This is a genomic window from Microbacterium deminutum (genome assembly GCF_039530205.1).
In the GTDB taxonomy this organism is placed as follows: Bacteria; Actinomycetota; Actinomycetes; order Actinomycetales; family Microbacteriaceae; genus Microbacterium; species Microbacterium deminutum.
This window is the reverse complement of the sequence record NZ_BAAAOG010000010.1, coordinates 77252-89702: the sequence shown is the minus strand read 5'-3', so window position 1 is coordinate 89702 and position 12451 is coordinate 77252. Positions and strand designations below refer to the sequence as shown.

At 65.3% G+C, this 12451-nt stretch carries 11 protein-coding genes and 2 pseudogenes; 6 read left to right on the top strand and 7 right to left on the bottom strand.

Going from position 1 to position 12451, the window contains the following annotated elements; genetic code table 11:
- Positions 1-312 precede the first annotated feature (312 nt).
- Positions 313-789, top strand: coding sequence for a DUF7882 family protein (locus tag ABD212_RS17385; protein WP_344097074.1), 477 nt, complete (start codon positions 313-315; stop codon positions 787-789).
- Positions 790-799: 10 nt separating this feature from the next.
- Here ABD212_RS17385 and pelF read toward each other — a convergent pair whose 3' ends face one another.
- The 3 genes from pelF to ABD212_RS17370 are packed head-to-tail and all read right to left on the bottom strand — an operon-like array spanning position 800 to position 4673.
- A complete protein-coding gene (gene pelF, locus ABD212_RS17380; protein ID WP_344097071.1) occupies positions 800-2689 on the bottom strand; it encodes a GT4 family glycosyltransferase PelF in 1890 nt (629 codons plus the stop codon).
- Positions 2647-3339: a hypothetical protein gene (locus tag ABD212_RS17375; RefSeq protein WP_344097069.1), complete on the bottom strand. Its 693-nt coding sequence runs from the start codon at positions 3337-3339 to the stop codon at positions 2647-2649. Before ABD212_RS17375 ends, pelF begins: the two co-directional genes overlap by 43 nt.
- Positions 3340-3395: 56 nt before the next feature.
- The gene (locus tag ABD212_RS17370) at positions 3396-4673 is read right to left on the bottom strand and encodes a hypothetical protein (protein WP_344097067.1); all 1278 of its coding nucleotides are present in this window, start codon (positions 4671-4673) and stop codon (positions 3396-3398) included.
- 379 nt (positions 4674-5052) lie between these two features.
- On the opposite strand from ABD212_RS17370, the gene ABD212_RS17365 reads away from it, so the two are divergent.
- Both ABD212_RS17365 and ABD212_RS17360 read left to right on the top strand, forming a co-directional pair.
- Positions 5053-5547, top strand: coding sequence for a metallophosphoesterase family protein (locus ABD212_RS17365; RefSeq protein WP_344097064.1), 495 nt, complete (start codon positions 5053-5055; stop codon positions 5545-5547).
- A gap of 42 nt (positions 5548-5589) precedes the next feature.
- Positions 5590-6576, top strand: a complete 987-nt coding sequence (locus ABD212_RS17360; RefSeq protein ID WP_344097062.1) for a hypothetical protein — start codon at positions 5590-5592, stop codon at positions 6574-6576.
- A gap of 307 nt (positions 6577-6883) precedes the next feature.
- Here the strand turns inward: ABD212_RS17360 and ABD212_RS17355 are convergent, their stop codons facing one another.
- The 3 genes and pseudogenes from ABD212_RS17355 to ABD212_RS17345 all read right to left on the bottom strand — a co-directional run bounded on the left by ABD212_RS17355 (position 6884) and on the right by ABD212_RS17345 (position 8821).
- On the bottom strand, positions 6884-7285 hold the full coding sequence (locus tag ABD212_RS17355) for a (4Fe-4S)-binding protein (protein WP_344097060.1): 402 nt from the start codon (positions 7283-7285) through the stop codon (positions 6884-6886).
- 568 nt (positions 7286-7853) lie between these two features.
- Positions 7854-8181, bottom strand: a pseudogene (locus ABD212_RS17350) (ATP-binding cassette domain-containing protein); the annotation flags it as partial.
- 115 nt (positions 8182-8296) lie between these two features.
- Entirely contained in the window at positions 8297-8821 is a 525-nt protein-coding gene (locus tag ABD212_RS17345) for a DUF6326 family protein (protein ID WP_344097058.1), read from the bottom strand.
- A 100-nt stretch (positions 8822-8921) separates the two neighbouring features.
- On the opposite strand from ABD212_RS17345, the gene ABD212_RS17340 reads away from it, so the two are divergent.
- Positions 8922-9587: a TetR/AcrR family transcriptional regulator C-terminal domain-containing protein gene (locus ABD212_RS17340; protein WP_344097057.1), complete on the top strand. Its 666-nt coding sequence runs from the start codon at positions 8922-8924 to the stop codon at positions 9585-9587.
- A 448-nt stretch (positions 9588-10035) separates the two neighbouring features.
- Positions 10036-10899 (top strand): annotated as a pseudogene (locus tag ABD212_RS17335) (SDR family NAD(P)-dependent oxidoreductase).
- Between the two features lie 106 nt (positions 10900-11005).
- On the opposite strand, the gene ABD212_RS17330 reads toward ABD212_RS17335, so the two are convergent.
- Positions 11006-11380: a hypothetical protein gene (locus ABD212_RS17330; protein ID WP_344097055.1), complete on the bottom strand. Its 375-nt coding sequence runs from the start codon at positions 11378-11380 to the stop codon at positions 11006-11008.
- Positions 11381-11581: 201 nt separating this feature from the next.
- Here ABD212_RS17330 and ABD212_RS17325 point away from each other — a divergent pair, with 201 nt between their 5' ends.
- Positions 11582-12331, top strand: a complete 750-nt coding sequence (locus ABD212_RS17325; RefSeq protein WP_344097053.1) for a nucleotidyltransferase domain-containing protein — start codon at positions 11582-11584, stop codon at positions 12329-12331.
- Positions 12332-12451 lie beyond the last annotated feature (120 nt).

The following is a 12451-nucleotide window of genomic DNA, read 5'->3' as shown; positions in this document are numbered from 1 at the left end:
GGTCACGAAGGTCGCAAGCATCACGCGTCTGCCGGCGGCATCTGACATCGGGAACCACTTGGGACGATCCTCTCCGACTCGGGGTGCCGTGGACATCGAGGACCGCCCGCTCGCGCAGTCCGCCAACTCCTCGGGTGGCATCTCCCTGGTCGCCGAGCCCATCGATGGCGCGCAGACACCGGTCGAAGCGAACGCATTCTGCAACCCATCAACTGATTCAGGAGACCCCCATGGGAAGGTTCATCTACGACAACGACGGGCAACTCCGTCGACATCGAGGACCGCACCCTCGCGCACCTGCGCCTGGTGATCATGAACAAGCTCCGCCGGGCGGAGCCGTCCATGTTCGACGTGGATATGAAAGACTGCAGCGGGCGTCGCAGCTTCTGGCTGAGCCCATCCGTGCCGTTCCACTTCCAGTTCTTCGGCGGCCGCCCGCCCCGCATCAACCGGGAATCGGTCGAGGAACTGATGCTCGTCGCGAGCGGACCCCACGGGCTCGACGTGATCGTGCGCCACAACTGGCCGAGCGTGGATCCGGATATCGACGTCGAGGGCTATCTGTTCGCGATCGCGATCGGCCTCGATATTTCTGGCGCGCGACCCGATGCCCTCCCCGAAGCTTTCCTGCGTGAGGTTCTCGTCGCCCATCCGCGCGGCACCCTCGCCGAGGAATTCGGTGCGTGCGTCGTGGACCAGGCCGAACGGAAGCCGGATACCTCTGCCCGTCGCCTCGTCGATGGCGGCCTCGTCCGAAAGCTCGCGGAGAATCCACTCGAGCGCGTATAAGAAGCGGGTTTTAGACCGAGATCGACCTGCGCGCGTGACGAGGAACTCGACGCCCGTTCACCACAGGAATCACGACAGTCGACATCGCCGCGAGTGCCGATGAATTCACGGCAGGACGCGATGAAGCCTCCTCGTCGTTGGCCAGCGCTAGGGCGACGTCGACATCACGCCGCTGCTTTGCAACCATCTGCAACGCATCCGGGATGCCGCCTTCATACAGTCCGCCGTAGTGCGCCATCGCCTGGTCGATGTGGAAGCACTCCATCACACGGCGTTCGCCGTTAATACCGAGTTGGGCGGCCAGTCCCGGGCTCTCGATGAATCGCAAAAGCGCCGCCGCCATAGCGTCGGTCTGGTGCGGCTCGACCAACAGGCCGCATGCGCCGATCGATTCCCCAGACACGCTGCCGACAAGCTCGTCCTCAACGAGTTCCTGCATGCCGCCCACGCGGGTCCCGATGGTTGGCAACCCGATGGTCATGGCCTCAAGGACAACAATGGGCTGACCTTCGTTGTGGCTCGGAAGCAGCAGCGCATCGTAAAGACCCAGTCGTTCGCGCAGATTGACGCTTCCAAGGAAGGTGATCTTTTCGGACATGCCCGCGGCGATCACTGCCTCATGGCAGCGTGCGGCATAGGCGGGAGCCTCGCCTGCGGGGCCCATGACGTCGAGGTGCCACTGAGTGAATCCGGCCTCGACGACCAATGCGAGCGCATCGATGAGATCGAGTAGACCCTTGATGGGAACGACGCGCGCCGCGTAGGCGAATTGCCACACGCGGTCCTCGCTCGCGGCGGCATTCCGCTCCACCAACTGCGCACGAGCAGCATCGAAGTGCTCGGGTGTAACGCCGTTGGGCACGACGATGGACTTGCTGGCATCGCCCCCAAGCCCGCCGGCCTCTCCAATCGCCTCAGGGTACAGATAGGTGATCAGGTCTGCGGATCGGTACGCGATCTTGCCGAGCTGAGTCCACCACAACATCCACGCGCGCATGTCGCGCGTCGGGCTGAGTGTCTCTCCGGTGCTCACTTCTGGGTACGTGAACTCTGTCTTCCAGTCGTTCTCCCGGACCACAGTGGCCATACTCCGGCCCAGCGCGTGGTTGATCGTGTCGCGCGTGTAGAGATTGTGTTCGGTGAGCAGGAACTGCCCACCGTTCTGGCGTGCGGCCGCTGCCGACAGAAGCGCCGCGGCGCCGGTCGTGTGAGCGTGGTAGACGCGCGCTATGGGGAACCGTTCGTCAGTTGCCGCAAAAGCGAGCGAGCCGAGTTCACGAATCTTCCAGAAGAGGTCGGTGACAGACATCCCAGAGGCCGCGAATTGGGTCAAGGCGCGTGCCATGAATCGCTGAGTGCTCATCAGCGGCCACAGCCGGAAGGAGCGGGTGAGTGGGTTGATGCCGTCGTCATAGAGCGACCACAGTGGGCCGTCATCCCCCGCCATGTGGTCATCGAGCGCGGCGAACAAGCGATCCACGGTCTCGCGTTGCGCACGCTTGGACAGTCCGGAGTCGCTCGGACGCGATGCGGTCAGCTCGCGGTGCTCTTGCATGCTCTGGTAGATCGGCATGACCCAGAGAACATTGTCCGGTACGTCGTACAGAGGAACTTCAGGAGAGGAGGAATCCCAGGTGATGTGGATGATCCCGATCTTTACTCCAGGGTGCGCAACGCAGATCTGATGGACGACCGCAGACAGACCGCCGGTGAGATAGGGATACGTCGACTCGCACACGATGGCGACGTCGACATCTTCATAGACTTTCGGCGTTTCCTGGCCGCCTAGGAGATCGAGCACTTCTTCGTCTGCACCCAACGCGCGCGGCGCTTCTGCCACGCGCACAAAATAATGGCTCAATTCGTCTCGTCCTTGTTCTTTTTCAGTTGCGCCGGCCACTGGTTAAGTGAGCGAGGTGCGGTTATCCATGTCGAATCGAAGAGGCCCGGGGCCAGCTGATCCTCCGGGTGATCGTGGCGCGCGGAGGTATCCAGATACTCGATTCGATGCACGGCGGCGCCATTCGTCCGCACGCCGACGAGGGCTGGAATCACGGTCTCCGAGACCCAGCGGCTGAGGCCGTCGGGGTCATCCTCGGCCACGCGGCCACCGCGAACGTCCTCGATGAGCACAGCACCGAGCGTCAACCCCGCCCATGCGTGGAATCCGCGATTGACGAAGAGCTCCGGGCTCCATCCGAGCGCCTCCTGCAACCCAGCGACGAAGGCGTGCGCCGTCGCGGCGCTCACTCGATCGATATCATCGATGAACACTCCGTGGATCTGCTCCGGCCCCGAAGCGAGTGCCCACGCAGCCTCGTCGATAGCCGTGCGCCAGCCCTCTGTCGTTGTGAGATCAAGGCGTGGCAATGACCATTCATCGTCGATGTCGAGCAAGGGCGGCTTCACGGCTGCCCGGTCGAGTCTCCACGGATCGATCGATGTCGGATTCACATATACGAATCGACGTGCGTTCGGGAACGCCCGGCGATACTCACCCTGGGTCACGATCGAGTGGTACGGCTGAAGAACGACGTCGGTGTTCGTCACGATCTGTGAACGGCCCGGGTCCGGCATCGAAGTTCCGTAGTAGACGATGAGATTCGTCACGCGCGGGCCGCTTTCCGCCAGAAGAGCTCGTACCGCAGGTCTCGCCACAACCGCGCGTTCGTCGTGGCGAGCGCCACCCCGATAACGGTCGAGATCAATGCGAATGCCCAGAGCGCGGCGTGCTCGCCGGAGATCGGCCACACAATGAGAAATGTGAGCGGGCCGAACACACCCACTGCGCTTACCGCCCAGCTGCCCGTGACCGCGATCATTCGGGTGGACTCTGCGATGACGATCGTTCCAGCGATGCTCGCCGCCGCAAGTGGGATCGCGATCGAGAACGTCTCGAAATCCAGACCCGCCAAGATCACGGCGATCGACATCCCGATAATCGCGCCGAGCAGCAGAACCATTCGGCCGAAGCGGGCAACTCGCCGAAGCGGCAGATCGATGTCAACGGCATCCGTCAACGTCGCTCGTTCGAGCTCGAGTCGGAAAAGGTGCAGCTCTGTCCACATCGGACTGGCGACCAGGCTGAAATAGAGCTGGTAGAGCATGAGTGCGGGGAGGATGCCCAGGAAAAGGGTACCCATGGACGTCTCGGCTGGGTTGCTGACCAACACCAGGTACGGAATGCTCCACAGCGGGAGGGCATCTAGCACGCCGCGAGCGCTGTGTTTCACTGCCGTGAACATCGACGGCAGCCTGTCAGATTCCTTCGGCTGGCGCCATGCGACGATGACCAGCGCGAAGATGCAGACGACTGCTGCCAGCGTGGCGGCGAGCCACCAGAGTGTCGGCCCGATCGCCAACCCGAGCGCGAACGCCGCCCAGCTCGACACGATAATCGGCGTCGAGCGCACAACGTAGGCGAACGATATGGCGGCGGCGAAGACGAAGTTCACGCCCACGTACGCCAGCAATGCGACTGTGCCTTCGGGGGTCAAGCCGAACGCACTCGCGAGGATGAGAGCCAACACCGCCGCGAGGGGTGCCCCGATCGCGAGCGAGCGGGGCGCGACGCGGATACACCGCGCAGCGATCGCACCGAAATCCCTTGGTGGCAGGCCTTCGATCGCGCTGTAGACCGCCCCGGACGATGCTTGGGCGGCGAGGGGCATGATCACGCTGGTGATCGCCAGATGAGTGATGATAGGCACGCCGCCCCAGAGGGTCTCCGTCAGCACATCTCCGCTAGCGAGGAAAGCGGACGAGATCAGCACCATCGGCGCCAGTTGCGCCAGAATGAACCAGATCGCCGACGTCGAGCCGACGATCACCCTATGGTGTCGCGGCGCGCGAGCAGGCGGAACAGCGGACATGACAACAGACACGAAAATGGCTCCTCAACTGGTGCATGCGCAACTCGCGCGGTGGCGGGGTCGCGTAGTGGTCTGGAGGTAAGACCAGGGCCGAGCGCCGGCGTCCGCGAAGGTAGTAAGCACGGCGATAACGATACGATAGCAACCTGATAGCGTGCTTTTAGAGTGCCTAGTAAGCCCCTGAGGGGTGTTATCCTGCCCTTTGCTGGTTGGCTGCCGCTCATCGGCTTGTTGCCGTCGCGTAATCCCACCCGCCCCTCTCCCCCAGCGAGCGCGCTGAGGGATCCCGGACGCGGGGGCCCGCCTCAATGCTGGTCTTAGATGACACGGCTCGGGACTTTAGCGCTGGGCCTTCCGGTGTCGGGTGGCCATGTCCCGGGAGAATCAACACATGGCAACCCGGCTACTCCTCATTTCCGACACGCACATCCCGGGACGTGCTCGACGGTTGCCAGACGCGGTGCTCAAAGCGGCGGACATGGCGGACCTCGTGATTCACGCCGGCGACTGGGTTGCGGCATCCGTTCTTGATGAACTCGAGCAGCACGCCGACGTGCTCGGCGTGTGGGGCAACAACGACGGCGCTGACCTGAGAGGCCGGCTGCCGGAGGTCGCACGCCGCGTGATCGACGGTGTGCGGTTCGCGGTGGTGCACGAGACCGGGCAAGCGAGCGGGCGTGAGATGCGGATGGATGCTGCCTACCCCGATGTAGATGCGCTGGTGTTCGGGCACAGCCACATTCCATGGGATACGGTCACGCCTCGGGGCATGCGGCTCCTCAATCCCGGCTCTCCGACCGACAGGCGACGGCAGCCCCTGTGCACGATGATGATGGCAGCGGTGGATCACGCGCGTCTTCGCGAGGTCGACCTGGTCGCGCTCTGAGCGAGCACACCGCCGCTACGACCTGCCATTCCGACACTGACTATGGGATCAGCCGAGCGCCCCGGCCCAGCACAAAGCGGAGGCCCTTCACAGCCGACGGGGACACCGGACTCTAGGCTGCCGCCCACCCTGAATCTCCATGCAGAACCCCATCGCGGCGCCCGCTTGAGGATCCGCATGCTCGCTCCGGAACAGCCGTTCTTCTGGCGGGCGGGCGTTGCGGCGATTAGCGTCTGGGCCAGCCCGGCGAAAGGCGAGGGCATGACGATCCCGAGCGCTGATGGTCCTCCCGAGGAACGCATCGGCACGACTCTGGACCAGTTCCGTCAGGCGCTCACCAGAGAGGTCGGTCGCCGGAACCTCGGAATCAACATCAGCGATGAAAGGGCCGCCGCCATTGCGGACGATTCCGAGTTGTCGGCGCGGTGGTATCAGCTTTGGCTGATGAGCATCCGTGCGACGCCGAGTCCTACCCCGGACACCGCCACACCGGCTCCGGTAGAGGGAGCAGCAGCCCAGACCGACGACTGGCAGCGCCAACTGCCTGTGCGCTTCAACCCGCCTCCAGGATGGCCAATGCCCGACCAGGGCTGGATTCTGCAGCACATCGGATTGGAGATGTCCGACGCATGGCGGCCGGCCGGAGCCCCAACCGATGATCCGCCTGGGTGGATGTGGTGGCTACCACAGAATCCACAGTGGACAGCGTGGCTCGAACACCACGGCAAACCCGCGAAACGACTACGCGGTTTTGTTGTGGCCGCGTTCGTGTTCCTGATTATCACCCTCGCATTCGTTTTCGCGGGGTCGGTGGCCGAAGCCGTTCTCGCGGGCGGGTTCACCCTCGCGTCCGCCACCGGTGCGGCGCTCACGATCGCCGAGGTTCGGCACTTCCGGCGGGATCCGCTGGGCGAACTGCGCGACAACCACACCCAGGCAGCGGCCCAGCTCAACTACGGGACCACTGTGCGCGACGGGGGGTTCCTCGATGTCGCGGACTTCATCTCCGACTTCTTCGACGGCGAGTGAGCCCGCACGGGAGGTGGCGCCGGCCCCGTAGCGGAGGTGACGCGCAAACGCCAACTGGCCTCCCGACGCGACGGTTAGGCCAGCATCGAGCTCGCAGCAAGTCGCGCCCCTTGCAGATGCACCAACGCATCAGTCTCCCGGTGCATCGCCCGCATGGGGATCGGCTCAGGGTGCCTCACTCCTGACCGCCGAGCTTGGAGCGGGTATGCTGCGTCGGCTTTAGGCAGCGGTTGATGGTATTGGCGTCGCTGTAGGTTCCACGTCAGGGTAAGAGCGCTGTGCTGGGGCGGTCTCCGGATCGCTTTGGTCAAAGGCTGGGCGTGAGGTGGGTGAGATCGCAGAACGGTTGGTGCGCCGATCGCCCACAACCGCAGAGAGCCGCACGGGTAGCGGTCTCGGTCGACCCATCGGCAAGGCGCACGGTGATGTCGCCGCGCACGTAGATCGGGCCGGCGGGCATGGGAGTGATGGTCGTCGTCGCGTCGGGGGTCTCGGCGACTCCATCGGCGCGGCGGTAGTGCAGCGCGCCCGAGGGGCAGCGCAGGATCGTGGCAGTGATGGCGTCCGGGGTGCCCTCATCCGGAAGTACCCATGGCTTGCGACTCCGGTCGAAGACCTTCGGAAGACCGTGAACGCACTCCTGGGCGTGGATGCACCGATCCAGGTCGTAGAAGACGTCAATGTCCGCGCCGTAGTACTGCCGGTCCACCGCGTCACCTCCCAGATCGGATGACCACACCGTAGAACTGATTGCTCTCGCGTGCAATGAGCGGTATTCAGTACCAGGACGTTGCTGCCCATGAATCGGCTCCCCTTGCGACGGACGTGGGAGATCGCGCGCTCGGTCATCCAGCGCATGACCGGGCCGCCGGCCTTCGGCCGGCGGCCACCGCGCGTTCCATTGGGTGTGGTGAAGCTCATCGGTGAGTCTCCTTGTTGCCGGCATCCATCCGGACCCCCGTGATGTCGATATCGCCCATGGCGGGACACTATCGTTCACCTCGCGCCATATCTGACGCCGCTCAGCGACGTACCTCCCGCCGACTCGCGCCACCCCGGCGCCGGTACCAGTACTACGGTCCGGCCCGCTGCCGGATCGCCGGAGGGCGGTGCACGCCACGGTCCCTGTTTCGGGCATGCCCGCGGGCGGATCCGACTCGAGCGATTAGCGTCCATCCTTCCCGGCCTGCTGGAGGGCGTGATGCGCGACGAGTTCGGAGGGCGAGTCGCCGAGGCATGTGCTGAGCTGAACGCCCGACTGGACCCGCTTTTCAGCGCCCCTCGGGGTCGAGCCCGTTGACCGGCTCGTCGAGGATGCGCGTCCTGGGGTCGCCTAGGAGGGCGGCGGCGATGCCCAGGCCGGGCCCATGCCGAGGGAGAACCCTCCGACGCGCCTGGTCGCGACCCGGCCGGGCCGGTCATTTCGATGACCTCGCTGACGACGTCGGCCGGTCCCGTCCCATGATCATGCAAATTGTCGGAGACTTGCCGACGCCGTTCGGGCCGAGGACCCCGGTGACGGTCCCGGGGCGCGATCGTGAAGCTGAGGGAGTTCACGGCGGTGGTGTCGCCGTTGCGCTTGGGGAGCTCGTGCGCCTCGATCATGACCGGGACCGTTCTCGGGACGGGGTGGGACGGAGTGCTCAACAGCGAACGCTGAGACAGGTGACCGTGCCCGCGGGTGGCGCGAGCGAAGGATGGTCGGGCGCGGGGCGGGAAGTCACGCCTGCTGCGGCGTGCGGAGTGGCCCGCTGTCGAGGCTGGCCGCCAGGGTCGCCGGCGGCGTGGTGCGGCGTGGCCAGGCCCAGGCGGAGCGCAGGATGAAGGCCAGGAGCAGCACCTCGATTCCGATCGAGAGGCCGTAGAAGAAGGCCCACTCCCAGGTCGCCCCTGCCGCGTTGAACACCGAGTAGGGGATGTAGAGCGATGCCACGACGAGGTTCGTGGCGCGGTTCACCCGGGCGGGCAGCGTCATGGACAGCATCACCATCAGGGCGGGGATCGCCACGGACGCGAGCATGACGGTCAACAACGTCGAGCTGACGTCGAACCTCCAGACCAGGCCACTCAGGATGCCGTCGACGACGCCGGGCTTGTAGAAGTTGAAGATGTCGACGTAGACGTAGAGGAACATGAAGCTGGTCCATGCGGCGGCGAGCTTGGCCTGCACGGGAATGCGCAGCTTTTCCAGCGTGCGCTGGGACGGCGGATTCCCTAGTGCGGTGTGGGATTGAGGCGTTCTCATCACAATGCTCCTTGGCTTGATTCGTCAGACTCGGGACTTACAGTTGTAAGGACCGGTCCCCACCATAGCCTTACGGGCGTAAGTGCGCAAGGATGGGAAAATGACGCGGCGCGAACCACTGAGCAGGAAGAGGATCATTGCCGCGGCCGCCGCCGTCGCCGACCGGGCAGGTGTCGCCGCCGTGAGCATGCGCAGTGTCGCGAAGGTGCTCGGCGTAGAGGCGATGTCGCTCTACCATCACGTCGAAAGCAAGGAGGCGCTGCTCGACGACCTCGTCGACTGGGTATTCGAGAGGATCGAGCCGCCCGAGGTCGGCGATCCCTGGCGGGAGGCGCTGACCGGCCGGGCACGATCGGCACGGTCGGTGCTCACCGCTCATCCGTGGGCGCTCGGGATGATGGTGCGCCAGAACCCCGGCCCAGCGCTGCTGCAGGACCACGACCGGCTGCTTGGCGTGCTGATGGCCGAGGGCTTCAGCGCCGCGCTCGCCACACACGCGTTCTCGGCGATCGACGCCTACGTGTACGGGTTCGCGCTGACCGAGACCAGCCTGCCGTTCAAACCCGGGGACGGCGCCGAGGAGGCATTCGCCGTCCAGGTTGCGGCGTCGGCGGAGCTGTATCCCCACATTGCGCGCTCCCGCGCCGAGCTGTTCCGCGATGGCGGTTACGCATTCGCGGACGAGTTCGACTACGGATTGGAGCTGCTGCTGGAGGGCTTGGAGCGTCGGGTCGCCGACGAGAGCCCCGAGATACGCGAGCGTTAGCGCATCCGTCCGTCCTGCCCGCAGAGGGATCCGTCTCGGGCGCTGTGCCAGCAGCCAGTGTCCGGCGGGCACGCGCCGCCTACTGGTCGTCGCGCCGTCTGAATCCCGTTCGCGTCGCTGCCCAAACGGCAAGCCCGAATGCCGCCCAGATAGGTGCCATGGCGATGACAAAGGGCCGAATCGTGTCGCTTACCGAGTGTGACCCCGAGTCGAACGCAATGAAGACCACGACGGTGCCCGTGACCAGCAGAAGGAATGCCGCAGCGAGTACCAGTATCTGAAGCCTCATGCGAGGGATTATCGCCCTGTCGGCTGTCCGGGGAATAAACCTGAGGTGGCCGTACCCTCCCTGTTCGGTGGTCAGCGGGTGCCGACACAATCGCGGGGCCGCACCGCACCGCGCGATCGTGGATCCTGCGGCCATCGACCGCCCGGGAGGGGTACCCGCATGCGAGCTGAGCGCCGCGACGTCGCCACTGGTGTCGCGCCCCCTCACCGCCGACCGGTTTCTCCTCATTTTGACGAGCGCGTGGGTGGGCGTGCGAGACTGCATTTCGACCCGCGCGAGGAGGCGGTAATGAAGATTGAGAACAGCGTCATTCTGATCACTGGCGCTTCCTCCGGCATCGGAGAGGCGACGGCGCGGGCGGCGGCCCAAGCGGGCGCCCGGCTCGTCCTCATCGCGCGGCGCGGGGAGCGATTGACCCGCCTCGCGGCAGAGCTACCCGATGCGCGGGCGGTGGAAGGCGACGTGACGTGAGCGGAGGACATCCAGCGCGCGGTCGCCGCGGCGCTCGACGAGTACGGCCGGATCGACGCGCTCATCAACAACGCCGGGCAGGGACTGCACGTGCCGATCGACCAGATCGATCCCGACGACTTTCGTGCGATTCTCGATCTCAATCTCATCGCGCCGCTGGTGGCGATGCAGGCGGTGCTGCCCGCGATGCGGCGCCAGCGCGCGGGCAGCATCATCAACGTGAGCTCCGGAACATCGCTGATGACGCTTCCCGGAGTGAGCGCCTACGCTGCATCGAAAGCGGCCCTGAATAAGCTTTCCGAGGTTGCCCGAGTGGAGCTCGCCGAGGACGGAATCACCGTCTCGACGCTCTACCCGTTCATAACCGCGACCGAGTTCCACTCATCGCTTCGTGCCGGCGCTGACGCGGTTCGGTCCAGCAACGCCCCGGCGCCCCAATCTGCCGGCGAGGTTGCCGCCGTCCTACTCGACCTCCTTCGGACAGGTGTCGAGCGAGCCGATCTCATTCCACGCCGGTTCGGCGGAACGTATGAAGGGCCGGCGGGCGGGTGACCACCTTCCCGGCGCTCTAGCCTTCCGCGATCAGGCCTCCGAGATGCGCGAGTGCGGACCGTCGAGAGACGCACGCCGCTATGGGTTCAGGCGGGCGGCTCGAGGCTCAGCTGCCGATGAGACGACCCAGATGATCCCGTTCCTGCTCGCGAATCTCCCCCCGTTCGCTCGCCTCGAACCGCCACCTGGTCGTCACCCCGCCAGGAGCGACGAACCGTGCATCATGCAAGGCGTCATCGATGCGGTCGCGGACGCGACGCTCGAGCTCCGGTTCGACGGCGAACAGCGTGCGGAGCCGAACCAGATCGCCTGTCCGCTCCGCCCGCGTGTGGTGCGGCGCCAGCGGACACGGCGGGTCGTGATCCCAGCGGCCGCAGAGCGCGACGGTGATGGCCGCGCCCAGCGCGTCTGCATCACCATCCGGTGCGATCGTCACCGTGGCGTCGTGCGCGAACCCTTCGCGCATCCTCGGGCTCTCCATGCCGACATCATCGACACGCGGACATCATTCCGACATCACCGACACCCGGAACGCGCAAACGCACCGAGCTGGGCTGCCTCAAACGGCGAGATGATCCGCGCCCGTGGACCGGGTTACGGGCGCTGATGGACCGGGTGGGGACTGGACACACTGGAAGCCGTGTGATTGACACGGCGCCGTGGCGCGGACTGAAGTAGTGAGATGTTCGCACCTGCCGATCGATCCCGCTTCCGCGATGTGCTCGTGGACGATGCGCGTGAAGATGCAGACGTCACCGGTGCTGCCTTGGTGGGCTCCGCAGCGCGTGGGACAGAGGATGCCTGGTCAGATATCGACCTGGCCCTCAAGCTGAGACCGGCCGCGGATGAATCGGCGGTGGTGGAGCGGTGGACGGAAAGGATTGACGCCGAGCAGGGTGTTTCTGACACGCTGGATGTTTGGTCGGGCGGCGTCCGTTATCGCGTGTTCCTTATCCGGTCCTCGTTGCAGATCGACGTCTCCTTCTGGCCGCACGATCAATTCCGCGCAACCGAAGACGGATTCCAGCTGCTCTTCGGCACCGCCAACGCACCGACCTCCGCTGCAGACCTGGACCTCGACCAGACGATCGGGATGGGGTGGCTGTACGCCCTCCATGTGCGATCCGCTCTCGCTCGAGAAAAGCTCTGGCAAGCGGTCATCATGCTCGACGAACTCCGCAATCAGATCATCGCGCTCGCATGCGCTCGCCGCGGACTCAACCCCTGGCACGGGCGCGAGGTCGACCGGCTGCCGTCAGGCGAACTGGCCGCATTCGCCCGCGCTCGCACCCATGAGGTGAGCGTCGCAGCAATCCACAACTCGCAGAGACAACTCATCGATCTGTTCCTCGCCGAGGTCGAACTCGCCGACCCCTCCCGAGCCGCTCGCCTACGTGAACCCCTGACCACGCTCATTCAAGACGAACGCTGAACCCCCGGTCACCGAGCGTTGACGGCCGGTCAAAGGACCCGCCCTCGGGGACGTCGGGTGGCCCATGGAGCATCGCTTCAGCCGCACGGGAAGCATCTAAACCCCACGATGGCGGCGCCC